At 45.4% G+C, this 25,294-nt stretch carries 26 protein-coding genes; 6 read left to right on the top strand and 20 right to left on the bottom strand.

The window, feature by feature from the left end; genetic code table 11:
* Positions 1–216 precede the first annotated feature (216 nt).
* From rpsJ to rpsL, 5 genes are all read right to left on the bottom strand, one after another.
* Entirely contained in the window at positions 217–534 is a 318-nt protein-coding gene (gene rpsJ / locus IQ224_RS09995; protein WP_002740287.1) for a 30S ribosomal protein S10, read from the bottom strand.
* A 90-nt stretch (positions 535–624) separates the two neighbouring features.
* The gene (gene tuf / locus IQ224_RS09990; protein ID WP_002743584.1) at positions 625–1,854 is read right to left on the bottom strand and encodes an elongation factor Tu; all 1,230 of its coding nucleotides are present in this window, start codon (positions 1,852–1,854) and stop codon (positions 625–627) included.
* Positions 1,855–2,007: 153 nt separating this feature from the next.
* Entirely contained in the window at positions 2,008–4,083 is a 2,076-nt protein-coding gene (fusA, locus tag IQ224_RS09985) for an elongation factor G (protein ID WP_002743583.1), read from the bottom strand.
* Between the two features lie 142 nt (positions 4,084–4,225).
* Positions 4,226–4,696, bottom strand: coding sequence for a 30S ribosomal protein S7 (gene rpsG / locus IQ224_RS09980; RefSeq protein WP_002739653.1), 471 nt, complete (start codon positions 4,694–4,696; stop codon positions 4,226–4,228).
* A gap of 155 nt (positions 4,697–4,851) precedes the next feature.
* Positions 4,852–5,235 carry a 30S ribosomal protein S12 gene (gene rpsL, locus IQ224_RS09975; protein ID WP_002740176.1) on the bottom strand — a complete coding sequence of 128 codons (384 nt, stop codon included), beginning with the start codon at positions 5,233–5,235 and terminating at the stop codon, positions 4,852–4,854.
* Between the two features lie 420 nt (positions 5,236–5,655).
* On the opposite strand from rpsL, the gene IQ224_RS09970 reads away from it, so the two are divergent.
* The 3 genes from IQ224_RS09970 to IQ224_RS09960 all read left to right on the top strand — a co-directional run bounded on the left by IQ224_RS09970 (position 5,656) and on the right by IQ224_RS09960 (position 8,508).
* Complete coding sequence (locus tag IQ224_RS09970) at positions 5,656–5,970, top strand: killer suppression protein (protein ID WP_194032892.1); 315 nt, start codon at positions 5,656–5,658, stop codon at positions 5,968–5,970.
* A gap of 131 nt (positions 5,971–6,101) precedes the next feature.
* On the top strand, positions 6,102–7,259 hold the full coding sequence (locus IQ224_RS09965) for a HigA family addiction module antitoxin (RefSeq protein WP_194032891.1): 1,158 nt from the start codon (positions 6,102–6,104) through the stop codon (positions 7,257–7,259).
* A 52-nt stretch (positions 7,260–7,311) separates the two neighbouring features.
* Entirely contained in the window at positions 7,312–8,508 is a 1,197-nt protein-coding gene (locus IQ224_RS09960) for a DNA double-strand break repair nuclease NurA (RefSeq protein WP_002743580.1), read from the top strand.
* 318 nt (positions 8,509–8,826) lie between these two features.
* Here IQ224_RS09960 and IQ224_RS09955 read toward each other — a convergent pair whose 3' ends face one another.
* Positions 8,827–9,432, bottom strand: coding sequence for an NYN domain-containing protein (locus IQ224_RS09955; RefSeq protein ID WP_002743578.1), 606 nt, complete (start codon positions 9,430–9,432; stop codon positions 8,827–8,829).
* Between the two features lie 104 nt (positions 9,433–9,536).
* Complete coding sequence (metG, locus tag IQ224_RS09950; RefSeq protein ID WP_002743575.1) at positions 9,537–11,150, bottom strand: methionine--tRNA ligase; 1,614 nt, start codon at positions 11,148–11,150, stop codon at positions 9,537–9,539.
* Positions 11,151–11,305: 155 nt separating this feature from the next.
* Here metG and IQ224_RS09945 point away from each other — a divergent pair, with 155 nt between their 5' ends.
* On the top strand, positions 11,306–12,022 hold the full coding sequence (locus IQ224_RS09945; RefSeq protein WP_002743573.1) for a 1-acyl-sn-glycerol-3-phosphate acyltransferase: 717 nt from the start codon (positions 11,306–11,308) through the stop codon (positions 12,020–12,022).
* A 378-nt stretch (positions 12,023–12,400) separates the two neighbouring features.
* Here IQ224_RS09945 and IQ224_RS09940 read toward each other — a convergent pair whose 3' ends face one another.
* Both IQ224_RS09940 and IQ224_RS09935 read right to left on the bottom strand, forming a co-directional pair.
* Entirely contained in the window at positions 12,401–13,093 is a 693-nt protein-coding gene (locus IQ224_RS09940; protein ID WP_036400737.1) for a Rho termination factor N-terminal domain-containing protein, read from the bottom strand.
* Complete coding sequence (locus tag IQ224_RS09935) at positions 13,090–14,424, bottom strand: AAA family ATPase (RefSeq protein ID WP_194032890.1); 1,335 nt, start codon at positions 14,422–14,424, stop codon at positions 13,090–13,092. The genes IQ224_RS09940 and IQ224_RS09935 overlap by 4 nt, the downstream gene beginning before the upstream one ends.
* Positions 14,425–14,756: 332 nt before the next feature.
* Here IQ224_RS09935 and IQ224_RS09930 point away from each other — a divergent pair, with 332 nt between their 5' ends.
* A complete protein-coding gene (locus tag IQ224_RS09930) occupies positions 14,757–15,176 on the top strand; it encodes a GAF domain-containing protein (protein WP_194032889.1) in 420 nt (139 codons plus the stop codon).
* Here IQ224_RS09930 and IQ224_RS09925 read toward each other — a convergent pair.
* A complete protein-coding gene (locus IQ224_RS09925; RefSeq protein ID WP_194032888.1) occupies positions 15,156–16,349 on the bottom strand; it encodes an NAD(P)/FAD-dependent oxidoreductase in 1,194 nt (397 codons plus the stop codon). The two genes, IQ224_RS09930 and IQ224_RS09925, sit on opposite strands and share 21 nt — an antisense overlap.
* A gap of 413 nt (positions 16,350–16,762) precedes the next feature.
* Between IQ224_RS09925 and IQ224_RS09920 the strand changes: the two genes are divergently transcribed.
* Positions 16,763–17,113, top strand: coding sequence for a hypothetical protein (locus IQ224_RS09920; RefSeq protein ID WP_002793181.1), 351 nt, complete (start codon positions 16,763–16,765; stop codon positions 17,111–17,113).
* Here the strand turns inward: IQ224_RS09920 and IQ224_RS09915 are convergent, their stop codons facing one another.
* From IQ224_RS09915 to IQ224_RS09870, 10 genes are all read right to left on the bottom strand, one after another.
* Positions 17,114–17,683 carry a biopolymer transporter ExbD gene (locus tag IQ224_RS09915; RefSeq protein ID WP_194032887.1) on the bottom strand — a complete coding sequence of 190 codons (570 nt, stop codon included), beginning with the start codon at positions 17,681–17,683 and terminating at the stop codon, positions 17,114–17,116.
* 18 nt (positions 17,684–17,701) lie between these two features.
* Positions 17,702–18,340 (bottom strand): MotA/TolQ/ExbB proton channel family protein, encoded by a 639-nt coding sequence (locus tag IQ224_RS09910; protein ID WP_002750075.1) that lies wholly within the window; start codon positions 18,338–18,340, stop codon positions 17,702–17,704.
* A 391-nt stretch (positions 18,341–18,731) separates the two neighbouring features.
* Positions 18,732–19,679: a F0F1 ATP synthase subunit gamma gene (locus IQ224_RS09905; protein WP_002750073.1), complete on the bottom strand. Its 948-nt coding sequence runs from the start codon at positions 19,677–19,679 to the stop codon at positions 18,732–18,734.
* A 191-nt stretch (positions 19,680–19,870) separates the two neighbouring features.
* On the bottom strand, positions 19,871–21,379 hold the full coding sequence (gene atpA, locus IQ224_RS09900) for a F0F1 ATP synthase subunit alpha (protein ID WP_004157348.1): 1,509 nt from the start codon (positions 21,377–21,379) through the stop codon (positions 19,871–19,873).
* A gap of 68 nt (positions 21,380–21,447) precedes the next feature.
* Complete coding sequence (atpH, locus tag IQ224_RS09895; protein WP_004157345.1) at positions 21,448–21,996, bottom strand: ATP synthase F1 subunit delta; 549 nt, start codon at positions 21,994–21,996, stop codon at positions 21,448–21,450.
* The gene (locus IQ224_RS09890; protein ID WP_002793187.1) at positions 21,997–22,539 is read right to left on the bottom strand and encodes a F0F1 ATP synthase subunit B; all 543 of its coding nucleotides are present in this window, start codon (positions 22,537–22,539) and stop codon (positions 21,997–21,999) included.
* Positions 22,540–22,665: 126 nt separating this feature from the next.
* Positions 22,666–23,097: a F0F1 ATP synthase subunit B' gene (locus IQ224_RS09885; protein ID WP_002740070.1), complete on the bottom strand. Its 432-nt coding sequence runs from the start codon at positions 23,095–23,097 to the stop codon at positions 22,666–22,668.
* 230 nt (positions 23,098–23,327) lie between these two features.
* The gene (gene atpE, locus IQ224_RS09880; protein ID WP_002740068.1) at positions 23,328–23,573 is read right to left on the bottom strand and encodes an ATP synthase F0 subunit C; all 246 of its coding nucleotides are present in this window, start codon (positions 23,571–23,573) and stop codon (positions 23,328–23,330) included.
* A 230-nt stretch (positions 23,574–23,803) separates the two neighbouring features.
* Positions 23,804–24,553 carry a F0F1 ATP synthase subunit A gene (gene atpB / locus IQ224_RS09875; RefSeq protein ID WP_002739857.1) on the bottom strand — a complete coding sequence of 250 codons (750 nt, stop codon included), beginning with the start codon at positions 24,551–24,553 and terminating at the stop codon, positions 23,804–23,806.
* 58 nt (positions 24,554–24,611) lie between these two features.
* Positions 24,612–24,974 (bottom strand): ATP synthase I family protein, encoded by a 363-nt coding sequence (locus IQ224_RS09870; RefSeq protein ID WP_004157325.1) that lies wholly within the window; start codon positions 24,972–24,974, stop codon positions 24,612–24,614.
* Between the last annotated feature and the right edge of the window lie 320 nt (positions 24,975–25,294).

Genomic DNA, 25,294 nt, shown 5'->3' with positions numbered 1-25,294 from the left:
GGGATGAAGGTATGATAGCGAGATATGTAAAAGAACAAGATAAAGAATACCTGCAGCTACACCAAAATCTACAATTGAGTCTATTTTGATTCTGATACCCCGTCCGCTTGCGGCGGGGTAGTTCATTAACTTCCTTTTATCAAAAATCCTGTTTAAAAGTTATGGGATAGTGGGGAAGAAAAAAAGATGTTAGCGATAACATCTTTTTGGCATTTTTTACAATTTAACTTCAATATCAACCCCTGCGGGTAAATCTAATTTCATCAAGGCATCGATTGTCTTAGAAGAGGGTTGGTAAATATCAATAATGCGGCGATGGGTGCGGGTTTCAAAATGTTCACGGGAGTCCTTGTCAACGTGAGGGGAACGCAGGACACAATAAATCTTTCTTTTTGTCGGTAGGGGAATCGGTCCGATCGCTGTGGCGTTAGTTCTATTGGCAGTATCGACAATCTTCTCACAGGAAGTATCGAGTAAGCGCTGGTCAAAAGCCTTCAAACGAATGCGAATTTTCTGTTGTTGTAGCGTAGCCATAATTTCACCTATTGCAATTGTCAAGGTACAAAATAAAGACAGTAACGGAGCAGCTTTTAAATTCACTGCCCCGTTAATTAGTAGATTAGCCTACTTGATAATTTTCGAGATAACGCCAGAACCGATGGTGCGACCACCTTCGCGAATAGCGAAGCGCATACCCTGTTCAATAGCGATCGGGTTGATCAGTTCCACGGTCATTTTGATCCGGTCTCCCGGCATGACCATTTCTACAGTGCTGCCATCATCGGCGGTGTAGTCTTGGATCGTCCCAGTTACGTCGGTTGTCCGCACATAAAACTGAGGACGATAGTTTTTAAAGAAAGGAGTGTGACGACCACCTTCTCCTGCAGTTAATACATACACCTCCCCCTCAAACTGGGTGTGGGGTTTGATTGTACCCGGTTTAGCGATCACCATGCCGCGCTCGATGTCGGTTTTTTGGATACCACGCAGGAGGATACCAGCGTTGTCACCGGCCATCCCTTGCTCAAGACTTTTCTTGAACATTTCGATCCCGGTGACGGTGGTGGGGCGAGTTTCTCTGATCCCGACCAATTCCACGTTATCACCCACTTTCACAATACCGCGTTCGATCCGACCGGTAGCCACCGTCCCCCGACCAGTAATCGAGAATACGTCTTCTACCGCCATCAGGAAGGGTTTATCGATATCCCGTTCGGGGGTGGGGATATAGCTATCTACCGCTTCCATTAATTCATAAATTGCGTCCACCCACTCGTTATCGCCTTTTTGGGCCTTGGGATTTTTGGTCATGTAGTCGAGGGCTTCTTTCGCAGAACCGGCAATAATGGGGATATCGTCGCCAGCAAAGTCGTAACTGGTGAGAAGTTCGCGTACTTCCAGTTCTACGAGTTCCAGTAACTCCTCATCGTCCACCATATCTTTTTTGTTGAGGAAGACCACCAGGTTAGGTACACCCACCTGACGAGCCAGCAGGATATGTTCCCGGGTTTGGGGCATCGGGCCATCGGCGGCCGAGACCACGAGAATGCCACCGTCCATCTGTGCCGCACCGGTGATCATGTTTTTTACATAGTCGGCGTGGCCGGGGCAGTCCACGTGTGCATAGTGGCGATCAGCGGTTTCGTACTCAACGTGAGCGGTGTTGATGGTGATCCCGCGGGCTTTTTCTTCGGGAGCGGCATCGATTTCATCGTATTTTTTAGCTTGGGCATTACCCAGAGCCGCTAGGGTCATAGTGATAGCGGCGGTGAGGGTAGTTTTGCCGTGGTCAACGTGACCGATCGTACCGATGTTAACGTGGGGTTTCGTCCGTTCAAATTTAGCGCGTGCCATTTACTTTCTGTTCCTTTGTTTTTTTTTCTTCTTCAGCCGGGTGAACATTAATCAGTCACCAGAGATCAGTTTTAAGTTAGCAGTTATTAGGGTTGACCGATCGAATTTAAATGATCGGTTTGTCTTTACTGCTCACTGGTCACTGGTCACTGATTAACCGTTCCCTTTACTTTTGGTGATAATCGCCTCGGCCACGTTGCGGGGGACTTCTTCGTAATGGCTAAATTCCATGGTGAAGATGCCCCGTCCTTGGGTTTTGGAGCGAATATCAGTGGCGTAACCGAACATTTCCGCTAGGGGAACTTTAGCGGAGACTTTGGCGATGCCGGTCTCGGTTTCTTGACCTTCGATTTGTCCCCGACGGGAGTTAAGATCACCGATGACGTTACCGATGAAGTCTTCGGGTACTTCCACTTCGACTTTCATCATTGGTTCTAGGAGAACGGGGGCAGCTTTCATCACCGCTTCTTTGATCGCCATGGAACCGGCAATCTTAAAGGCCATCTCGGAGGAGTCCACATCGTGGAAAGAACCATCTACCAGGGTTGCTTTCAGGTCGATGACAGGATAACCCGCTACGATCCCCGATTCGCAAGCTTCTTTCATCCCTTGTTCTGACGGGTTGATGTATTCTTTGGGGATAGCACCACCGACAATTTTGGAGACGAAGACAAAGCCCGAACCCGGTTCACCCGGTTCCAGTTCAATGACAACGTGGCCGTACTGTCCTTTACCGCCACTTTGACGGATAAATTTACCCTCGGCCCGTACAGGTTTGCGGACGGTTTCCCGATAGGCAACTTGGGGAGCGCCCACCGTTGCTTCGACTTTGTATTCCCGGAGCATTCGATCAACGAGAATTTCCAGGTGCAGTTCTCCCATTCCGGCGATTACCGTTTGATTGGTTTCGGGATCAACTTTGACCCGGAAGGTGGGATCCTCATCGGAGAGAGCTTGCAGAGCTTTGCTGAGTTTCTCGATGTCCTGTTTGGTTTTCGGTTCCACCGCCACGGAGATAACCGGTTCGGGGATAAAGAGGGATTCTAGGATAACTGGGTTCTTCTCATCACAGAGGGTATCCCCGGTAATGGTGTTTTTCAGTCCGATCGCTGCTCCTAGATCACCAGCGCGCAGTTCATCCACTTCGATCCGTTCGTTGGATTTGAGGACAATCAGGCGAGCGATCCGTTCTTTGGTTCCTTTAGTGGAGTTGTAGGCGTAGCTGCCTTTAGCTAGTACACCGGAATAGACCCGTAGGAAGGTTAAACGACCGAAGGGATCGGCCATGATTTTGAAGGCCAGGGCCGAGAAGGGCGCATCGTCCTTGGCTTCCCGGATTGCCTCGCTGCCATCGGGAAGAATCCCTTTAACGGCGGCTACTTCCGAGGGTGAGGGCAGATAATCGACAACGGCATCGAGGAGCAGTTGTACCCCTTTGTTTTTGAAAGCCGAGCCGCAGAGGACGGGAACAATCGTACCAGCAATCGTCCCTTCTCTGAGACCGCGTTTGATTTCGGCTTCGGTGAGTTCTTCACCTTCTAGATATTTTTCTAGGAGTTCTTCATCGGCTTCCGCTACTGCTTCCACCAGCTGCACGCGGAATTCTTCGGCCTTTTTCAATAAGTCTTCGGGAATGTCGGTTTCTTCTATGTCTTTGCCTAGATCGTCCTTATATATATAGGCGCGCATCTTGACGAGATCAACGATCCCGCTCAGTTCGCTTTCTGCGCCGATCGGCATTTGGATGGGAACGGCGTTAGCTCTAAGGCGATCTCTTAATTGTTCGTAAACTTTGAAGAAGTTCGCTCCCGTTCTGTCCATTTTGTTGATAAAGGCAATCCGGGGTACTTTGTACCGATCGGCTTGTCTCCAGACGGTTTCCGATTGGGGTTGTACACCACCCACAGAGCAGAAAACCGCCACCACGCCATCGAGTACCCGCATGGAACGTTCCACTTCAATGGTGAAATCGACGTGGCCGGGGGTATCGATGATGTTGATGCGATGATCTTGCCAACTGGTACTGATGGCGGCGGCGGTGATGGTGATTCCCCGCTCCCGTTCCTGTTCCATCCAGTCGGTAATTGCCGTTCCGTCGTGGACTTCGCCCAGTTTATGGGCGACTCCCGTGTAGAACAGGATTCTTTCTGTTGTCGTTGTTTTGCCCGCGTCTATATGAGCGGCGATTCCGATGTTTCGCACTCTCTCTAGCGGGATAGTCCGTGCCACAGCAACCTCCTTGCTTTGCTTGCCAGTGATGGGGTTTTGTTCTAGGATTTTTTACACTATTTACAATTCTATACTTTTCTTGACAGTTTTTTGGCGGCAGCGGTGTAGTCCACCGCCCTTAAAGTATCTTTAAAGTATCTTTTTAGTAACGATAGTGGGCAAAGGCTTTGTTTGCCTCTGCCATCCGGTGGGTTTCTTCCCGTTTTTTGATCGTGCCGCCGGTTTCATTGGCCGCATCCATGATCTCGTTAGCTAGTTTACCAGCCATGGTTTTGCCGCCTCTGGTTCTGGCATAATGGACTAACCAGCGTAGTGCTAATGTACTGCCACGATTGGTGCGTACTTCCATCGGGACTTGATAGGTCGCTCCACCGACCCGGCGGGCTTTCACTTCCACTAGGGGAGTGGCGTTTTTAACGGCTTTTTCAAATACTTCTAGGGGTTCTTGACCGGTACGTTCGCCGACGGTTTTCAGGGCATCGTAAACGATGTTAGCGGCTAGGGATTTTTTGCCCGATCGCATGATCCGGCGGATGGTCATGCTGACTAAACAGCTATTGTAAACGGGATCGGGGGGAATAGGACGTTTTTTGACGTTTTTACGGCGAGACATCGGAATATTCCTGAATTTTCTAGGTTAACTTTAACTTTTGCTTGACAGTCGGATGATTACAGCCCATCTCAAACCCTCTCCTGCGAGTTTTCAGTCTCTTGGGTTAACTTTGACCGACTCGGTGGGAGTATTTTTTTGGTTAATCAATTTCCTGTTTATTTAGCAGCAGGTTTGGGGCGTTTGGTTCCGTACTTGGACCGCGCCTTTTGACGGTTTTTCACCCCGGTGGCATCGAGGGTGCCGCGAATGATGTGATATCTGACTCCGGGTAGATCTTTGACCCGACCGCCCCGAATCAGGACGACCGAGTGTTCTTGTAGGTTATGACCGATGCCCGGGATGTAGGCTGTCACCTCAAATCCAGAGGTTAAACGTACCCTAGCCACTTTCCGCAGGGCTGAGTTGGGTTTTTTGGGTGTGGTGGTATATACTCTTGTACAAACTCCCCGACGTTGGGGGCATTGTTTGAGGGCGGGAGATTTGGTTTTTCTTTTCGCTTTGGATCTTTCGTCGCGTATTAATTGCTGAATGGTGGGCATGATAGGGCTGTATCTAAGGTTACTCTGAACTCCTTGTTACCGAAGGTCAAATCGTTGACAAAAGGCCATTATAGCAAATTGCCGCTGTTGTTGTCAAGTCGCTTATTGTGCTTTTCTCTGGTTTCGGAGGTTAGAGATTGTCTTTTTCTTGGGCAGCGGCGGCACTCAATTCGGGCGTTATTAGACGATAAAATTACAGCTTCGTTGTTTTGGCTTGATAGTGCGATTTTAGCGATAATTATCACCTGATTAATCGGCTAATATCTGAAAAACTGTCTCTAGCTAACCTCATTTCCAGAACTGGTGTCTAGAGTATTAGCTCTTAACGATATATTTAGAGCTTTTGTACTGGATGCACCACAGGCTACCATAAAATATTGTTAACCTTTGAGGTTAACAATATTACAAGGGTCATCTACAATGGATATTGTCTTTAAGGAAAAAAAATTTGAGAACGAATGCAATAGCCAAAGACTACTGAAAAAACAGTCTGGAGAGAAGATGGCTAAGAAAATCAGGCAAAGACTCGACGACTTAAAAGCAGTTATTGTCCTGAAGGAAATGCGATCGCTGCCGGGACGTTGCCACGAATTGTTACATAACCGTGCTGGACAACTATCTCTAGATTTAGTTCATCCTCTCAGACTAATTTTTGAGCCAGCTAATATACCGATTCCTCAAAAAGCAGACGGGGGAATTGATTGGAAGAAAGTAACCGCAGTCGTAATTAAGTAGGTAGGCGTTAAAAGTTGTCAGATCCCCCCGCCTATCGGCACCCCCCTTATCAAGGGGGGCAGGGGGGATCGAAGCTAAAATCCATTTTTAATTTAATTATAACCAGCTACTTATTGGCATAGATGACATCCATGACTAATACTATTGAGAACAGATATGCACCGGATTTTATTTCTCCACCGGGAGAAACCCTTGCCGAAATCCTAGAAGAAAGAAATATGTCTCAATCGGAACTCGCCCAACGCATGGGCAGACCAAAAAAGACTATCAATGAGATAATAAAAGGTAAAGCGGAGATTACTATCGATACCGCCTTACAGATAGAGTTAGTGTTAGGAACTCCCGCCAGTTTCTGGATAGAGCGCGAAAGACTTTATCGGGAATATTTAGCGAGAAAAAACGAGAATCAAAGATTAAAAGGTTATTTAGGCTGGTTAAAACAAATTCCTTATCGCCAGATGACTGAATTAGGCTGGCTCAAGTTTGATGAGGATAAAATAGAGCAATTACGGGAGAGCTTGAATTTTTTTGCCGTTGTCTCCCCTGAGCAATGGGAGGAGATTTGGGGGAGAAATTTATCGATTGATTTTAGAAAGTCTCAAGCATTTGATAGCGATCGAGGGGCAATAACAGCATGGTTACGTCAAGGAGAAATAGAAGCATCGAAAATTAATTGTGCTGATTACAACGAGTTGAAATTCAGAGATGCCTTGCGACAAATTCGTTCGTTAACTGTTAAGTCTATCGAGGTATTTCAACCGCAAATGATCGAGCTTTGTGCGGCAGCGGGAGTTGCCTTGGTTTTTGTTCCTGAACTTCCGAAAACAAGGGTACACGGTGCTACCCGTTGGTTAGGTTCTCAGAGAGCTTTAATTCAATTGAGCGATCGATACAAAACCAATGATCATTTTTGGTTTTCTTTTTTTCATGAAGCTGGTCATATTTTATTACATGGGAAACGAACTTTATTTTTAGAGGGGAAAGATATTCAAGATACAATTAAAGAAAAAGAGGCGGATGTTTTTGCGGCTAATTTCTTAATTGATCCTGGAGATTGGCAGAGATTTATCGCCAATAATTCTCTGAATAGAAAAGCCATTAATCAATTTGCCGAACAACTAGGAATACACCCTGGTATTATTGTTGGTAGAATGCAACATGAGCAAATTATTTCTTATCAAAACTATAATGATCTTAAGGAGAAATATTGTCTAAATACGCAGAATTCCTTTTTGGTATTGACGAGCGACTCCCCAAAAGGAAAACTTCCTATCTCACCATTAAGATAACTAGAGACAGGAAATTGCGATAAAATCAAAAAAAGTCAGGGAGAGGATAGTTATGCTCGATCTTGCGAAATTAGCGGCAAAAATGCCAGGGATTAGTCAACATTTTCAACAGGAAGTGACAGCTAGTCGTGAGCGAGTGCAACGGGCTAAAATTCTTTTAGAACAGGCTCAACAGCAACAGGAAAAACTGCTAGAACTCTATCATAACTGGCATGATCGCCTAATTTTCTCCGTCGCGCTACCGATCGAACCTCTCGACACCCGCGTTACTATCCTTCCCGCTCCCGAAAGTCATAGCGTTTTTGCCACGGATGGTTCCCAAATTGCCCCTTCTCACCACGAAATTGCCTACTGTTATCTAATTAATATCGGTAGGATCATGTTGCACTATGGCCAAAATTTGCACCCGCTCCTCGATAGCATTCCCGAAGTCTATTACAAATCAGAAGACCTCTACATTTCTAAACAGTGGGGTATTCGCGTGGATGAGTGGATGAGTTATCGTCGGACGGTATTAGAAAGCCAAATGTTAGCAGAAATGGCTACCCGTTGGGTAAAACCCCCTGGGGCCCATTATGAACCAAATTTAGCCCTCGTGGATGGTTCTTTGATCTATTGGTTTATCGATAGTCTCCCCCCGGAAGCAAAAGATTTAATTTTGCCACCGATTTTTCAGTCTTGGGACGATTTAAAATCAGCTAGAATCCCGCTTATGGGTTATATTAGTGCTTCTCGTAGCACGGAAGGTTTAAATTTCCTGCGTTTACAGTCTTGTCCCCATGATACTCCCAATTGCTTGATCAATTGCGGTGATTTAGACCCAGAAAAAACCCCTTGTCGCGTTGTCGATCCTCTCCGAGATGCTTCTCTCTGGGGTTATTTATTGGAACCGGGACAAAGAAGTCCTTTTTGGCGCAGTTCTTTGAAGATACTCGAACTTTATGGGGATGAGCATCGCATTTACTTCTGTTATCTCCATGTGGGGACGGAAATCGCTAGGGTAGAGGTTCCTGCTTGGGTGGTGGAGGAGGGAGAATTACTCGAGCGCTCTTTAAGTATTTTACTGGCCCAGGTGTTAAAAGGTTATGGTTATCCGATCGCCTTAGCGGAAGCGCACAATTTAGCGGTGATTAAAGGTGGCGATCGCTTGCGTTTTTTTGCCCTTTTGGAACAACAGATGATTAAAGTCGGTTTACAGGATGTGGGAACATCTTATAAGGAAGCGAGAAAACGCAGTAGTATCGCTTGATAGTAAATCTGTTGGGCTCTTCTCGGTTCTGTGTGATGAGTTTAACTTACATAGGCTCGATCGATCTTTGTGTCCTTTGTGTCTTTGTGGTTCGTTCCACCCCCTCGCTAGGAGGAATGTATCTTAGAATACATTTTACCCACCAAACCTGGGAGAGCCTCTGTTGAGTATAGGCTACATATCAGGACAGGCAAAAGGCAATAGGTAAGAGGCAAAAGAGGGAATAAATAATCAGTCTTTAATAACCGGATTTAGTATCACTGATCACTGAAAAAGGTGGGAATTACCCACCTTAAACTTGATTTTTGCTGAATTTGTCTAGCGACTGCTACGATCTTGGTCTAAGACGCTGACGGGGAAATTATTATAACTGACGTGATGTTTGCTAGTTTTTTGAATTTCTTCTTTAATTTGATCTAGATCAACATAGCGATCCGCTACATTAATTAAACTATCACTGGTCATCGATCGCAAACTAACCACCTCCACTCGCGCACCACGGTAACTGACGGAATCGGCAGCATAGGCCAAATCTCCATCCCCACTGACAATTACTGCGGTATCATAGGAACCGACTAGAGCCATTAAATCCACGGCAATTTCCACGTCGAGATTGGCTTTTTTGGAACCATCGGGTAATTGTACCAGATCTTTAGCGATGACTCGATAACCGTTGCGACGCATCCAGAGGAGAAATCCCTGCTGTTTTTCGTTAGTGCGATCAACTCCAGTATAAAAGAAGGCGCGCAAGAGACGAGAACCAGCAGTTAAACGACAAAGTAATTTGGTGTAGTCAATTTCGATACCTAATTGCAGAGCCGCATAAAATAAATTAGAACCATCGATGAAAATCGCCACACGGCCGCGATTTTCTAGCACTTGTTCGGGGGTGAAGACTGGGGCTGTATCATAATCATCAAACATTTTATTTTTCCTCGTTTGTTTGTTAAAAGTTTAGTGTTGGGTGTTTGCCAGTTGTATCCGAAAGGACAACAGACCTTAAAAAATAGAGTTATCAAAAAATTCCTTTAGGAATCGTTTAACGGCAGTTCTAGTTTAGAAAAGATCGGTTCAGGTGTTCCTAGTTGTGGATTTGTGGGTAATCCCCATTGACAGTGTTGGAAAAAAGAGACACTATCAGGGAAGTTTTCCCCATCCTCCGACCTGAAAGTATTAAAATCAATAACAAAACCTAGTTGTTGATAAATTTTACTGCTCAAGGTCGGTATTATCGGTGAGAGTAGGTAGGCAGAGAGTCTTACTGATTCCAAAACTGCGTAGAGGACTTGTTCTACTGCTGCTTGTTGTTTCTGTTTAAATAAACTCCAGGGCGCACTCTCATCGATAAACTTGTTACTAGCGCGAATCAACGCTAATATTTCCTCACAGGCTTGATTAAATTGTAGCGCATCATACTTCTGTTCAACAATAACCCCTAGATTAGTCCCCATATTCTTAAGACGATTATCGTTGGGGATATCTACGCCAGTCAACTGGGGGGGGATATTTTGGCAGTATTTTTTAACCATGCCTAGGGTGCGATTGAGGAGGTTGCCTAAATCGTTGGCTAAATCTGCGTTAAGAATATTAACAAATCTGGTTTCCTGAAAATCGCCATCCTGTCCTAATTCAATCTCTTTGACGAAATAGTAACGGACGGCATCAGCCCCATAGCGATCAACCAAATCGAAGGGATCTAGGGTATTACCGAGACTTTTGCCCATTTTCCGCCCGTCTTTGGTCAAAAAGCCATGGCCGAATACTCTTTTAGGCAAGGGTAAACCCGCCGACATTAGCATAGCTGGCCAATAAATGGCATGAAACCTTAATATATCTTTACCGATCAGATGCAGATCGATCGGCCACCATTTGGCCAAGGCATTTTCTAGAGTGGGTTCGTCTTCGGGGTCGAGAAGGGCGGTAACATAGCCAAGAAGGGCATCAAACCAAACGTAGATGGTATGCTGACCATCGTGGGGAATGGGAAACCCCCAAGCCACATTAACCCTAGAAATGGAGAAATCCTGTAGGCCCTGGTTGACGAAGTTGAGAACCTCATTACGTCGGCTTTCTGGTTGAATAAAATTGGGTTGTTCTTGGTAAAGTTGTTCTAGTTGTGCTTGGTATTTAGAGAGACGGAAAAAATAGTTTTCCTCGTCGCGCCATTCGGCGGCTAGGTTAGTATGAATGGGACAACAGCCATTATCTAACAGTTCTCTTTTTTCCTTAAATTCTTCACAGGCGACGCAATACCAACCCTGTTGGCGATCGAGATAGATATCGCCCTTTTCCCAGACTTTTTCAAAAAATTCGTTAACAATTGCCTGATGACGGGGGGCAGTGGTACGACTAAAGCGATCATACTGGATGTGTAGCTTTGCCCAGAGATTGGCAAAACTGGTGGCAATGCGATCGCAGTGTTCCTGGGGATTAAGTCCTTTGGCTGCAGCAGTCCGTTCGATTTTCTGTCCGTGTTCGTCGGTTCCTGTAATTAGGAGGACAGAATTGCCCTGTAACCGCTTCCATCGTGCCATAACATCCGCTACGATCGTCGTGTAAGCACTACCGATGTGAGGGATATCGTTGACATAATAAAGGGGTGTTGTTAAAGCAAATGTTTTTCGCTCATTCAAATCATTCATGAAATTTATTTTTTTAAATAGACGAGGCTGCCCCAGTGGCGTTCTGTAGATGATTGGGACATAATCCCGATATTTTATGATCCTCTAATTCTGTTTTATCCTTTAGTTGTAGTCTAAGTCAATAAAAACAATCTTAAGGCCGATTTTTTTTCTCCATGACGCTGCTTACCCCCCTATCTACCTCTCGTTTAATTCTTGATACCACACGCACGAGTCTGTTTACCGTCGGTCAAGAAAATCTACCCAGCCAAGGAGTGGCGATCGTGGTAAGTAACCATCGTAGCTTTTTAGATGCGCCGATCTTAATTCAAGCTTTGGGCAAAACTCTCCCGATCGCCTGTCATCACTACATGGGAAAAACGCCGTTTTTACGGGAATTAATCGGAGAATTGGGCTGTTTTCCCTTTGATACCCCTGAAAAACGCCACCGGACTTTTTTTCGGCAAGCAACGGATTTTTTACAGTCCGGACAATGGATCGGTTTATTTCCGGAAGGTGGATCGCCGATGTTAAATTTGACTCCTCCTCGTCAAATTAGCCGTTTTCAAAGCGGATTTGCCCATTTAGCCCTGCGTTGTCCCGTGGAGAATCTATCTGTCTTACCTGTGGCTATTCTCTCCGAGTCGGAAACTGCTATTAGTCCTTTTCCCGTGCGTTTGCTGCGCTTATTAGATACCACGGAACCTTTATTCGATCAAGATGGTTGGCATCCTGTTGTATTTTATCATCGTGTCAAGGTGGCGATCGGTCGTCCCTATCGAATTACTGAGAGCGATCGCTCAGATTATCAAGGTAAACAAGGAAAAAAAGCCCTTAATCGTTTAATTGGTCATTGTCAGTCGGAAATTAGCGATTTATTGCTGAAAGGGTAGGTCAGGAGACAGGAGACAGGAGACAGGAGACAGGAGGCAGGAAGCAGCCTTGAATCAGTTATCAGATGTAAGTTTTCAGTTCACTGATTACTGTTTACTGTTCACTGAAAATACTTCCCACTTCCTAACTCATAATTCATAATTGATAGTGGAGTGATTTGTTATAAGTAGGGAGGCACAATTATTTGTAGGATGGGTTAGCGGTAGTCTAACATGATCGGGCGTTGGGTTTCATGCTTCAACCCAACCTACGTTCTAGGGTTGATTCAAGGTAGGGTTGATTCATGAATCAACCCTACCCCGACTGATTACTGTTTACTGTTCACTGAAAATACTTCCCACTTCCTAACTCATAATTCATAATTGATACTCCTTTTTCTATTGCGCTAATATTCTGACTAGCTCTGCTTTCTTCATCTTGCTTAAACCAACGATTCCCTTTTCTTTGGCTAGACTCTTTAATTCAGAAACAGTCTTGAGTTTGAGAGTTTCTTCTGAAAACTCCTCAATCACTGCATCTTGTTGAGATTGAGGAGTGAGATAAAAGACGGTTTTGAGTAAATCTAATCCCTTCCCTTTTGTAATTCCACACTTGAGGGCGACAATTGAGTCTAAACTCTTCCAGAATTGACGGGGAGCCTCATCAATCCTAGCAGTAGCCGTAGCTAATTTAACTGTTTTTAGTGGGCTATTCGGTTGTTCAATCAAGAACTGTAAAGCAGATTTAATTTCTTCTCTTGAAGCTGTTGACAGATTTAGTTTTGGGGTTTCTTCTCTTGCCAAAGCTCTGGATATATTCCTAGCATCTTCTGTTCTATCGGCAATAATACACCAAATTCTTTCTAGTCCAGCCCTTTCAGCCACAGCATAAACAAATGAGTTGCCGATAACTTCATAGCGATCCTCTGATAGTTCTTTGACGATTACAGGCAGCCAGTTGCGTCCACCTGTCTGCTGTAATAGTTTAGCAGTAACTTCAATTAAAAAACTATCAGCATCGGTTCCATTGGTAATTTCTATTTCATCTAGGTATAGGTACTTTAAAGTACCAATATCGGTATATTCCATCATTGTAAAAAATACTCCTTTGCTAAGTCTTTGTAGTAGTCATAAGCGGAACGATTTTTATAAACGGCTGGCACGCGAGCGAAAGCAGCACTGGCTATAATAGCGTATTCTGGCAGGTGATGAATATGTGAATTTTTACTGGCAGGAGTGTATTTAGGATAAAAATAGTGTACAAGGTTTTTGTCATTTTTTAGTATTTGATTAATTTCTTTTTGGGCAGTCTCTAACTGTGGTTGAGTAATCTTCTCACCGTTGAAAAAAATTGGTAAGGCTATGGGAGTCCCATCTTTTTTTAATTTTTGCATTGGCGGTAGAAACTCCTTGATGGCAGTGGCTGCATTATGAAGGGAGAATGAATTGTTATGTTTTGTGGGTAAGAGGACAACATCGGCAGCATAAACAGCCAGCTGGCTAGGAAATCGCCAATTGGGAGCGGCATCTATAAAGATGTAATCATATTCATATCTAGCTAAGTCTAATTTTCTATGGAGAGTGAATATTTTCATTTGAGAATTATACTGAAAGTCCGGATAGTCTGCCATTTTAGGATCAGCAGGAACAACGTCGAAGGTAATTTGTCGTTTTGGATTCTTAAAAGTATAGGGAATAATCACTGATTTTAGATCAATATTACGGTCAGTTAAAGCCTTTTCTAGTAGGCCATCTTCTGGGTTTATATTTAGGATAGATTTAGTTAAATCTCGTTGATTAAAATCAAAGTCTAAAACTAGAACTTTTTTCCCTAAAAAAGCAAGAATAGCCGCAAGATTTACGGTTGTGGTGGTTTTGCCTACACCGCCTTTATTATTGTAAACAGTAACCGTTAATGCTTTGGGAGTATTGTCAATTTTTGTCTTGATCAGAGCTACAGTCTCATCAATGTTCTCAGGAGTTATTGCTATGCAAGTAGTGGCAGGAAAAATGATTTTACCATGTTTTCTAAATAACTGGATGTGTGAACCGTTAGTGATAATTCCCCATTGGGCTGCTTGACAGTTATTCCCTAATAACTGACGCTTTAACTGATTGACAGTTGCCTTATAACTTGGACTATTTTCAGTTAGGTTAATATCTCTACCCTTTAACTCTATCAGCAGAAAAGGATTACTCTTTGTCTGTAAAAAAATATCGTTTTCTAGGTTTCTCCGAGTGGCAAAGTCGGTAATCCCACCGCCTCCCGTGTCGTACTGTGGGATTATCTCCGTGGTTGAAAATCCTAAATATGATATCAGGTAAGGTGCAAAGTTGGTGCTAACAATAGCTTCCGACGCATCTTGAGGCAAATGCTGAAGATAAGATTTGAGACTTTTTACTTTGGGGGTGTTATCTTTCATTTGAGTTCACAAACTATAGACTAAAGTTGATGAATTACTGTTTTTTTGATTATAATACCCCATTTCCTCAACCCCTAAACCATTAGGGACTTGCGTAGGAATAATATCCCAGCCAGAAAATCGCTCTGTAGAAGAACCAGACCAGCCAGATGGTACATTATCAAAGCGCAAGTCCCCAACATCTCGAAGGCTCTCCCCCTACTTAGGGTGATCAGCAAACCTGAGCGCTCGGAGGGCGCAAGCATTGCGCCCCTACAGTAACGGATTTTGTCCACAATGTAGGGGCGAACTGCGTTCGCCCAAAAGGTACATTATCAAAGCGCAAGTCCCTTATGGAAAAATTAACTAATCTCGATCGCATTGCTGAAGAAATTTTAGGTTTAATTCCAACAGAAACGGTTATCATTGCCGAATTTGACGGTGATGGTATTTATTATCGTGCGGGTGCGGGTAAAAACACCCAGGCAATTGTGGGCAAAAGGGGTGATATTGCCACGTCGGGATTGTGTACGGTGGTTTACCAGGGGAGTTGTCCGGTGGTGGTGGGACAAACCCGAGGAGATAATCGCATTCGTCAGGATATAGCGGTCGCTTTGGGGATAAAAACGGCTTTAGCTGTGCCAATTAGGGTTAATAATCGGTTATTTGGTGCAGTAATGCTGTTAAACCGTCTCGATGGTCAGGAATTGACCGATCGAGATAGTTTGTTAGTGGAGGAATATCTGAACTCGCTACTCAGAGATGAGGGATAGAAGCGGTTGGGTAATCCAGTTGAATCCTACCGCGATTTGATGGTTAAGGGTGGGCAGTCGGTAGAGATAGACTAAGCGACGGGTAAGATGGGCAAGGGGACCGGCTAATTCTAGTCCTAAACCGCTAATCGTAGCCTCATCGACTCCGAGGGTCAACATTTCGCCTAAAGGTTGATAACGGAAGGGTAAAGCTGGTTTATCGTGGAAACTCGCCCAAATATTCCAAGCGCAGTAGTCGGACTGTTGAAGGGCGACCTGAGCCGTGGCAGCGTAGGGTTTATCCTCTTGGTCGCGACTATCGGCCGCATCGCCGATCGCGTAGATGCTGGGGTTTTCGACAGTTTGTAAATATTGATTAACTTTTAGTAATTTGCGCTCATTATGTGCTATGGGCAAATTAGCGATCAGTGGAGAGGCGATCGGACTAACGGTCCAGAGAATTAGATCAACGGGGATATTGTCGATCTGTCCTTTGTAGTCAAGGGAGAGGCGATCCGCTTGGATGTCGGCGACGGTGGTTTCTAGGTCTAACCAAACTAGACGTTTTTCTAGGGCTTTTTTGGCGGTGTCGCGGTTAAATTGGGTTGAAGGGCCAAGTATATCGCTATTTCTTTCGATCAGACGAATTCTTCCCCTTTCTCCGAGACGATCGGCCAGCTTACAGGCTAATTCTACGCCGCTATAACCGCCCCCGATAATGGCGACCCGAATTTTATCGCGATCGGATTGTTCTAGGGTTTTGAGTCGATCCCGAAGACGATAGGCATCCTCTAGACTACGAAAGGGGATAGCGTGGGTTCTGGCCCCGGGTAGGAAGTCAAGGGAAGATTGACCACCGAGGGCGATGACGAGGCGGTCATAGCATATATCGTTTTGATTGTCAAGGGTTATTTTATGATTATTAACATTGATCGCCGTGACGGTTCCCTGTTGGAAGTCAACGGGGGTATTAGCGAGCAATTCGCTGAAAGGGGGAGCAATTTCCCAGGATTGCAGTTCTGAGGTGACTAATTCGTAGAGAAGGGGAGAAAATAAAAAGCGATCGTTTTTATCAATTAAGGTAATTTGGGGGGGGTGTTGATCAGGCCAAGGCAATTGACTCAAACGTAAAGCAGTATAGAGTCCACCAAAACCACCACCGAGAATACAAATTTTTGGGCTTGAGTCAGTCATATCGATCGCTGAGGGTTTTGTTTCTTATTTTGACACTCCCTGCCGTAAAATGGACGGGGAAACTTAAACCCAAATTTTCGGTAAACCAGGAAAGAAAAATAGTTTTTATTTATCTACCCAGCCAAATCGTCAGCAAAGCCAAAATTGTAGCCAGAAAAAGGATATGATTCATCCAATCATCGAAAGACCAATTTTTAAACATAATTTAGTTCCTTAAAATCGAGGCTTACTGCTCAACAGCTTACCTTAATTTCTAATAGAAGTGCTATCGGGTGCAGCCGGTTGACCCGGGCAATATATTAAGATTAGTTAAGGGCAGTAAAGGAATCGTTAAATCAATCATAAATTGTCATAGTCCATTTCCTCCAGAGCCTAGCATAGAGGGGAAGCCTCCTTTATACCCAGGTAATTGCATGAATGGACTACAACAACAGATTATCAGTCTTGATCGGAAAGTCGATCATTTACAGGATATTGTCGAGAGCCTCAGCCGGCAAATTGCTATCCTAGCTGGGGATAAATCGAGTCGTTCTCCGCGTGAATCTTTGGAAATGGTCGGTTTTTCCGAGTTATCCGATAATAGCCTCTACGATCATAAAGATATTCTCCGAGATCACGGTGGCAAACAATCCCCGGCTGTCAATGGAGAAAATTCTTTTTCCGATGAAATCCAAATTCGCCGATTGACGGCACAATTGACGGCGGCCTACAATCGCATTGCAGCTCTCGAAGAACAATTACTCAGCTATCGCATCCATTCCTAGTTAATTTCTGCCCAGGGGATTGGTTAAACCGGGTAAGGTGGGGTTAGTGGGTAAATTAGGCAAAGGATTGCCATTTTCTATTGTGGGATTGTTAGCTTCCCCCGATAGAGTGGCTAAGGCCACGCGATCGCCACCCACCTGTCGCAGTAGGTCTAAAACCCCAACCACTTCGTTATAACTGGCATTACGCGAAGCATTCAGTACCATCAGTCCATTGGGACTATATTGATGATAATTCTTGATTGCCTCGAACAACTGGGCGCGAGTCACCATCTGTTTTTCGACGTAGAGTTGTCCGAAATCATCGAGACTAACCACCAACATTTCCCGCATCGGGGTGGTGGCGGTACTAGCTTTCGGTAAATCGAGGCTGATGGCCTGTTGGCGAGATAATCCCACTGCACCGAGAATAAAGAAGGTGAGAATACAGAAAATTACATCGATCAGGGGAATGATATTAACCTGCACATCTTCTTGAATGCGGTGTTGATCATGCCATAATTTCAGGGGACGAGCCGTAATATGGCTACTTTTGGGCTTTTTGTGGTTAAGAGATTTAGTTTCGGCCATGGGTGATTAGGGAGAGATTTAGCGATCGAGAGGTTTTTCTAGGTTAGCACTGAGGGAGTATTGTTGGTCTTCTCCATCTAGCCAACGTTGACGGTAGATAATTTCTAAATCACTGCCAGCCTTGCGAAAAATTCTAGCTTGATTGAACCAGAGTCCCTGAAAAATGCGATAGAAAGCGAGGCTAAAAATAGCGACAATTAAGCCGGTAGCGGTGGAAATTAAAGCTTCACTAATACCTAAAGTTACTCCGGCTGTGGAGGAAGTTCCCAGGTCACTCAGTTGAATATTGGCCAAAGAGGTAATTAAACCGAGTACCGTCCCTAATAATCCTAGCAGGGGAGAAAGGGCGATGACTGCCTCAAGGATTTTATCGCCCCGTTTCATTAGGGATAATTGTTCATCGGCAGCCGATTCGAGGGCAAAGTGAAAAACCTCTGGATCTGGATTTTCTAAGCGCAGGGGTGCGTAGAGATAGCTACCGATGGGGTGATTGCGGGAATCCCTAGCGACTTTTGCCGCTAAGTCCCAGTTACGGGTGGCCGATTCCATAATGCGATTTAAAATCTGGCCTTCACTGAGGAGGGTGCGACTCCAAAACCAAATTCGTTCGATAATAGTGCTAAGAGCTAAAATAGACAGAAAAAGCAGCGGCCACATGGCAACTCCGCCTTTTTGGATTAAATCAGTTATATTCACGAGTTGTTTTGTTCCTCCAATACCGGGCGATCGGGTAATGATTATAGTTTAAGGATTATAGTTTAAGATTTAGCTTAATCGATTGACATTTATAGTTCTCACGCTGACTTACAATACAGGATGAGATGGGGCTTTTCAAGAGGCCAGAAGATATCAGAAAAGGGATTGCCCCTGAGTAACGCACAGAAAACGGGTTTCTCGGAGAAACCCGTTTTCTACTCGTGCAAGAGGCAAAAGGAGAAATAGATAATCAGTCTTTAATAACTGGATTTAGTATTACGCCAGCTAAATATGAAAAAAGGAGTGAAAAGAATCACTCCTACTGATAATCACAAGAAAAACAGGCTTAAACCTAGAGAGCATTGGCTCCCGCTACTACTTCTAACAATTCTTGGGTAATAGCTGCTTGACGCGCTTTGTTGTAGGTACGGCTTAAAGTGCCAATTAACTCGCTGGCGTTCTCGCTGGCGTTACTCATCGCCGTCATCCGGGCTGCTAATTCACTAGCTGCCGATTCCTGGAGGGCGCGCAGTAATTGGTTATTTAAGTACAAAGGTAGGAGAGAATCGAGGATTTGGACGGGATTCTGCTCAAAAATCATGTCTTGGGGAAAAACCTGCGCCGGTTGGCTGGCCATTTTTTCCCGTTGTACCTTAAATTTTCCCTCTTTAGTCACCAAACGGAAAATCTCGTCATCCTGTACCGCTAAACCTTGGGTAGTTAAAGGTAACAGGGTTTGAATCACCGGAGTGGAACTGATCAGGGAGATAAAACGAGTATAAACCAACTCGACCCGATCGACTGTTTCCGATAAAAATAAGGAAAGCAATTCATCCCCAATCGTGCCAGCTTCATCGGCAGTGGGAATCTGTTCGAGGTTAATAAATTTAGCGGCAATGGGAGCATTCCGGCGCTCGAAATACTGTGCCGCTTTCCGGCCAGCAATAACTAATTGATAGTTAATCCCTTGCTCTTTTAATTCATTCATCCGTTGTTCGGCACGACGGATGACGTTAGTATTATAACCGCCACAAAGACCTCGATCGCCTGTGACTACCAACAGAGCCACGGTTTTTACTTCCCGTTGGGCCAGCAGGGGTAAATTAACATCACTAAAGGCTAAACGACCTTGGAGATTATAGAGTACCTGAGCGAGGGCATCGGCAAAAGGACGGGTACAGAGAACTTGTTCTTGGGCGCGTCGCACTTTTGCGGCCGCCACCAGACGCATGGCCTCGGTAATTTTTTTGGTATTTTTGACCGATTGAATTTGGTCGCGAATCGCTTTGAGATTAGGCATAATTCAGTTATCAGTTATCAGTTATCAGTCATCAGTCATCAGTCAAGATTCAGGGTTTAGGAGGGAATGGAGAGGTGGGGAAATAGGGAGATCGGGAAATTTCAACTAATACCCCAAAACCCCAAAACCTCAACACCCCATCCCCTAAAACCTAACCCCCATTACCAACATTCATTTACTGATTACCAAGATTATTTAAAAGCCTGTTTGTACTCATTGATACCATCTTTGAGCAGGCCTTCCGCTTCGTCGTTGAGTTGTTTTTCAGTGCTGACGATCTCAACGTAGCGAGGTTTGCTGGTTTTCAGGTATTCGCGTAAACCAGCGCAGAAATCGATAACTTTATCGGTGGCGATATCGTCGAGATAACCGTTTAAACCGGCATAAACCACCGCCACCTGTTCCCAAACCGAGAGGGGGAAGTTTTGAGGTTGTTTGAGGATTTGACGCAGACGTTGACCGCGAGCGAGTTGTGCTTGGGTGGCCGCATCAAGGTCAGAAGCGAATTGAGCAAAAGCTTCTAATTCGTCAAACTGGGCTAATTCGAGTTTTAATTTACCAGCAACTTTCTTCATCGCTTTCGTTTGGGCCGCCGAACCCACGCGGGATACGGAAATACCAGCGTTAATCGCGGGACGGAAACCAGCGTTAAAGAGGTCGGTGGAGAGGAATATCTGACCGTCAGTAATCGAAATTACATTGGTGGGAATGTAGGCAGAAACGTCACCGGCTTGGGTTTCGATAATCGGCAGGGCGGTCATGCTACCACCACCGAGGGCATCGCTGAGTTTAGCGGCGCGTTCTAGTAAACGGGAGTGGAGATAGAAAACGTCGCCGGGGTAAGCTTCCCGACCGGGAGGACGACGCATGAGCAGGGATAGCTGACGATAAGCTTGAGCCTGTTTGGTGAGGTCATCGTAGATAACTAGGGTCGCTTTGCCTTTATACATGAAGTATTCGGCGATCGAAGCTCCGGTGTAGGGGGCGATATACTGGAGGGTGGCGGGGTCGTTAGCGTTAGCGGCCACCACTACGGTGTAATCCATGGCGCCTCTTTGGGTGAGGGTGTCGATTACTTGGGCGACGGTGGAGGCTTTTTGACCGATGGCGACATAGACACAGATCACGTCTTCGGTTTTCTGGTTAATGATCGTGTCAATGGCGATCGCTGTTTTACCGGTTTTTCTGTCACCGATAATTAACTCCCGTTGACCACGACCGACGGGAATCATGGCATCGATAGCGGTGATGCCGGTTTGCATCGGTTCACAGACGGATTTGCGAGCGACAATACCGGGGGCGGGGGATTCCACCAGACGGGTTTCGCTGGCGAGGATGTCTCCTTTACCGTCGATGGGACGACCGAGAGCATCAACCACGCGGCCGACTAAGGCGTCACCCACGGGAACCTGAGCGATTTTACCGGTAGCTTTCACCGTACCGCCTTCTTTAATCCCGAAACCGTCACCCATTAACACCGCACCGACGTTATCTTCTTCGAGGTTAAGGGCGATGCCGACGGTTCCATCTTCAAATTCTAATAGTTCTCCCGACATGGCCTGTTGTAGGCCGTAGATGCGGGCAGTACCGTCACCCACTTGCAGGACGGTTCCCACGTTGGAGACCTGTACTTCTTGGTTATAGGATTCGATCTGTTGACGAATAATTGTGCTAATTTCGTCGGGTCTGATAGCTACCATAGTTTAATCTGGGAAAAAGTAAAAAATTAGAAGGTGAAAAAACGGCAAAAAAGGGAGATTAGATGACCTTAGCGCAGGGAGAGGCTGAGGCGTTGTAGTTGACCGCGAATGCTGGCATCAAAGACCTGAGAACCAACTTTGATCACCACACCACCGATTAGGCTGCCATCAACTTTGGTTTTCAGTTCGACCACGTTCGCCCCGGTCAGGGTTTTCACTTTGTCGATGACGATTTGTTTTTGGCTATCGTTCAATTCGGTGGCCGAGGAAACTTCCGCTAAAACGGTGTTAGTCAGCACTCTAGACAGGGTGAGATATTGTTGACAAACGGGTTCTAAAAATTGAATCCGACGTTTATCGACTAATAACATCATGAAGTTAGTTAAATAGGGATTGGCACTGGTCCCCATTACTTGGGAAAGAACGGCTTTTTTAGCTTCTTCTTTGATGACGGGATTGCCGATAAAAGCTCTTAGATCGGGAGCATTTTCCAACAATTCTAAGAGGGATTTTATTTCGCCGCCGATCGCTTCTAATTGTCCGCTGCTTTGGGCGACGGAAAGTAATGCTTGGGCGTAGGGTTCGGCTATTTCTGAACTGATTAAACTTCCCTGCATCTATTTACCTCCTAGGTTGGCCAAACTGCGATCAATTAGGGTTTGTTGTACCGATTCTTCCAGGCCGGCGCTTAATTGGGATTCCACATTAGCTAAGGCTAAAGCGGTAATTCTTTGGCGTAATTCTACTAAAACGCGATCCTGTTCTGCCGAGAGATCTTTAGCGGCACTTTCGCGCATTCTTTGAATATCGAGTTCGGCTTGGGCGGCGATGTCGGCGGTGACAGTTTTAGCTCTAGATCGAGCATTATTGATAATTTTTTCCGCTTCTTGTTTTGCTAGGGCGAGTTTTTTCTGTTCTTCGGCGAGGGCGTTAGCGGCAATATTTTTCCGGTCTTCAGCTTCGGCTAAAGCTTCAGCAATCTTCGACTGACGTTCTCCGAGGATTTGTCCGAGAACTTTGCGGCCGTAGAAGATGACTAAACCGAGCAGAATCGAGAGGTTAAATAGGTTAGTTCCTAGGATATCGGTGTTGATGCCGAATCCTTCTGCTGCCGCTTCCTTCGCCTCCGTGGCTAATAATAAAACTGTGTCGATGATCATGGTTATTGAGGGCGGGGAGTAGGTTATTCAGTTATCAGTTATCAGAGGTAAGTTATCAGTCTTCTAACTCCTGACGACTGAGTTCTATCTTTCTACTGATCACTGTTATTAACCAAGGGCTGGGGTTTAGCGAACGAGTTCGGGGCCGAGGAGTTTTTCGAGAATTTGACGGGAAAGAGAGGCCACTTGTCCTTCTAGAGAACGAAAGGCTTCTTCTTTCTGTTGGGCAATTTCGGCGGCGACGGCTTCTTTACGGGCGATCGCTTCTTTTTGAGCTGCGGCAACTCGTTCGCTGGCTAGTTTTTGGGCCTCAGCTTGCGCTTGGGCGATAATCTCTTGGGATTGTTTACGAGCCGAAGTTAATTGCAATTCGTACTCTTGTACCAGTGCTTCGGTTTTGGCTAGTTGTTCTTTGGCTCCGCCTTCCGTTTGCCGAATATACTCCGCCCGTTCATCTAAAACTTTACTGAGGGGTTTATAAAAAACGGCGTTCAGGATCACTGCCAAAAGAATAAACTGTAGTGCCATCACTGGCAGGGTGGCATCGAAATCAAACATTGATTTATTCCTGATAAATAGAAGCTATAGACAGGTTCAAAAAAGGAAGATGATCCCCCTGCTTTAAAAGTAAACAGTCAGGGGGAATCACTAAAATTCCCTTAATTAGCTATCAGCCTTCCGTCCCAAAAACCAGACTTTTTAGTTGGCTCCTTTGGCGTTTTTTGAGAGTTTTTAAAACTCTGCTGCCAAGCTGGGGACTGGGGGCTGATAGCCCACTGCTTTTTTAATTAGGCGAAGGGGTTAGCGAACAGTAAAACGAGAGCGATAACCAAACCGTAGATGGTTAAGGATTCCATGAATGCCAAGCTGAGGAGAAGGGTACCACGAATTCTTCCTTCAGCTTCGGGTTGACGGGCGATACCGGAAACAGCTTCTCCAGAAGCGGTACCTTGACCAACACCGGGGCCGATAGCGGCTAAACCAACGGCGAGGGCGGCGGCGATAACGGAAGCGGCAGCTACTGTGGGGTTCATGGTGATTTTTTCCTCTATTTACTAATCAATTTCAATCTGTTGTTTACAGAGCGCGTTCTCAGCCTCAAAAAATGGCTGGTTTTCTGCTCAAAACTCCCGAAAGAGTTTTTGGGAAAGAACGATCCTAGAATTCAGTTGCTCATCCTGAATTCGACCAATAATTTCTTAGTTATTATCCTATTATTTGGACACTTTTTCCTAAGAAATTTTTCTGTTTTCGTCCCTCGCTTTTAAGCGTGTTCTTCTTCGTGTTCCGATTCCAGGGCCTCATGGATATAGGCCCCAGCAAGGGTGGCGAAGACAAGGGCCTGGATAGCGCTGGTAAATAAACCGAGAGCCATCAGGGGTAGGGGTACGACTAGGGGGACGAGGAAGACTAATACGGCTACTACCAACTCATCCGCGAGGATGTTTCCGAAAAGACGGAAGCTGAGGGAGAGGGGTTTGGTAAAGTCTTCTAAAATTTTGATCGGTAATAGCACGGGAATCGGCTCTAGGTAGTGAGCGAAGTAACCGAGTCCTTTTTTACTGATGCCTGCGTAGAAGTAAGCGAGGGAAGTCAGTAGGGCTAACGCCACCGTGGTATTGATGTCGTTAGTGGGGGCGGCTAATTCCCCTTCAGGCAGTTCGATTAACTTCCAAGGAATCAATGCCCCTAACCAGTTAGAAACGAAAATAAATAAAAATAGGGTGCCGATGAAGGGCAACCAGGGTCGATATTCCTTTTCTCCTAGCTGGTTTTTGGCTAAATCGCGCAGAAATTCGAGAACGTACTCCATGAGGTTTTGAATACCGCTAGGGACTTTCTGGATCTTGCGGGTAGCGGCGATCGAGGCGATGATTAAGATAGCGAAGACGATCCAGGAGACCGCGATCACTTGCCCGTGAATTTTTAGTCCGCCGATGTGCCAGTACCAGTGTTGTCCCACTTCCAGGGAAGCGAGACTATAAAAATTAAGCACACTTAAACTGTCTAACATTTCCACCTTGGGGAGATTCAGGTTCGCAAATCAGGGTTATTTTGAACGGTCAAAAGGTTTAGGAATCGGCTTTCTGGTCCAACTTGAAGATGGTTTGCAGGGTATAGACGATGATTGCGCCTTTATAGGTCAAAAAACCCAAAAAAACTGGCACTATGTGCAGTTCTTGCCAACGACTGGCGATGATGATTAATCCAGCGAATAGGGCTAATCCTTTTTTGCCTACCCGATTTTTCGTTACCCCCAATTTTTCCACTTCCCCGGCGAGGAGTTTTAGGTAAACGACTCCCACCATTGCCCCTAATAGGTAATTAAGGGCGGTATTGAGGGAATAAAACAAGCACACGGGGATAAAGATCACACCGCTTAAGATCAGGGTGGTGATCAGTAAAGTGTTTTGTAGTTGATAGTATTCCCGCATCGGATCTGACGGCGGGTTGGTTTCTGGGGTTGGGGGAGATTCGATCGATGGGTCAGACAAGGTACACCTAAATCAGCGATAGACTAATCTCAATATCTGGATTGCTTTCCCAGCTATGACGCTCAGGTAAGCCACAAGACATATTATCACGGCAGCGGCAACAATTATTAAGCAATTGTAAATTGTCATGATTCCGTCGGTCGTCGGTCGTCGGTCGTCGGTCGTCGGTCGTTAGGAGTCAGGAGTCAGGAGACAGGAGACAGGAGACAGGAGACAGGAGATTACTTTTATTTATTATCCCCATTTCCCCACTTCCCCAC

The organism is Microcystis sp. LEGE 00066, from assembly GCF_015207925.1.
Classification (GTDB): domain Bacteria; phylum Cyanobacteriota; class Cyanobacteriia; order Cyanobacteriales; family Microcystaceae; genus Microcystis; species Microcystis ichthyoblabe_A.
Note: the sequence above shows the minus strand (reverse complement) of the source record. Positions and strands in the feature narration are given on the sequence as shown.

Excerpts from the sequence above, each read along its gene's own strand:
- rpsJ (WP_002740287.1), bottom strand. The coding sequence starts at position 534 with ATGGCTACGCTACAACAACAGAAAATTCGCATTCGTTTGAAGGCTTTT.
- tuf (WP_002743584.1), bottom strand. The coding sequence starts at position 1,854 with ATGGCACGCGCTAAATTTGAACGGACGAAACCCCACGTTAACATCGGT.
- rpsG (WP_002739653.1), bottom strand. The coding sequence starts at position 4,696 with ATGTCTCGCCGTAAAAACGTCAAAAAACGTCCTATTCCCCCCGATCCC.
- rpsL (WP_002740176.1), bottom strand. The coding sequence starts at position 5,235 with ATGCCCACCATTCAGCAATTAATACGCGACGAAAGATCCAAAGCGAAA.
- IQ224_RS09970 (WP_194032892.1), top strand. The coding sequence starts at position 5,656 with ATGGATATTGTCTTTAAGGAAAAAAAATTTGAGAACGAATGCAATAGC.
- IQ224_RS09965 (WP_194032891.1), top strand. The coding sequence starts at position 6,102 with ATGACTAATACTATTGAGAACAGATATGCACCGGATTTTATTTCTCCA.
- IQ224_RS09960 (WP_002743580.1), top strand. The coding sequence starts at position 7,312 with ATGCTCGATCTTGCGAAATTAGCGGCAAAAATGCCAGGGATTAGTCAA.
- IQ224_RS09955 (WP_002743578.1), bottom strand. The coding sequence starts at position 9,432 with ATGTTTGATGATTATGATACAGCCCCAGTCTTCACCCCCGAACAAGTG.
- metG (WP_002743575.1), bottom strand. The coding sequence starts at position 11,150 with ATGAATGATTTGAATGAGCGAAAAACATTTGCTTTAACAACACCCCTT.
- IQ224_RS09945 (WP_002743573.1), top strand. The coding sequence starts at position 11,306 with ATGACGCTGCTTACCCCCCTATCTACCTCTCGTTTAATTCTTGATACC.
- IQ224_RS09940 (WP_036400737.1), bottom strand. The coding sequence starts at position 13,093 with ATGATGGAATATACCGATATTGGTACTTTAAAGTACCTATACCTAGAT.
- IQ224_RS09935 (WP_194032890.1), bottom strand. The coding sequence starts at position 14,424 with ATGAAAGATAACACCCCCAAAGTAAAAAGTCTCAAATCTTATCTTCAG.
- IQ224_RS09930 (WP_194032889.1), top strand. The coding sequence starts at position 14,757 with ATGGAAAAATTAACTAATCTCGATCGCATTGCTGAAGAAATTTTAGGT.
- IQ224_RS09925 (WP_194032888.1), bottom strand. The coding sequence starts at position 16,349 with ATGACTGACTCAAGCCCAAAAATTTGTATTCTCGGTGGTGGTTTTGGT.
- IQ224_RS09920 (WP_002793181.1), top strand. The coding sequence starts at position 16,763 with ATGAATGGACTACAACAACAGATTATCAGTCTTGATCGGAAAGTCGAT.
- IQ224_RS09915 (WP_194032887.1), bottom strand. The coding sequence starts at position 17,683 with ATGGCCGAAACTAAATCTCTTAACCACAAAAAGCCCAAAAGTAGCCAT.
- IQ224_RS09910 (WP_002750075.1), bottom strand. The coding sequence starts at position 18,340 with ATGTGGCCGCTGCTTTTTCTGTCTATTTTAGCTCTTAGCACTATTATC.
- IQ224_RS09905 (WP_002750073.1), bottom strand. The coding sequence starts at position 19,679 with ATGCCTAATCTCAAAGCGATTCGCGACCAAATTCAATCGGTCAAAAAT.
- atpA (WP_004157348.1), bottom strand. The coding sequence starts at position 21,379 with ATGGTAGCTATCAGACCCGACGAAATTAGCACAATTATTCGTCAACAG.
- atpH (WP_004157345.1), bottom strand. The coding sequence starts at position 21,996 with ATGCAGGGAAGTTTAATCAGTTCAGAAATAGCCGAACCCTACGCCCAA.
- IQ224_RS09890 (WP_002793187.1), bottom strand. The coding sequence starts at position 22,539 with ATGATCATCGACACAGTTTTATTATTAGCCACGGAGGCGAAGGAAGCG.
- IQ224_RS09885 (WP_002740070.1), bottom strand. The coding sequence starts at position 23,097 with ATGTTTGATTTCGATGCCACCCTGCCAGTGATGGCACTACAGTTTATT.
- atpE (WP_002740068.1), bottom strand. The coding sequence starts at position 23,573 with ATGAACCCCACAGTAGCTGCCGCTTCCGTTATCGCCGCCGCCCTCGCC.
- atpB (WP_002739857.1), bottom strand. The coding sequence starts at position 24,553 with ATGTTAGACAGTTTAAGTGTGCTTAATTTTTATAGTCTCGCTTCCCTG.
- IQ224_RS09870 (WP_004157325.1), bottom strand. The coding sequence starts at position 24,974 with ATGCGGGAATACTATCAACTACAAAACACTTTACTGATCACCACCCTG.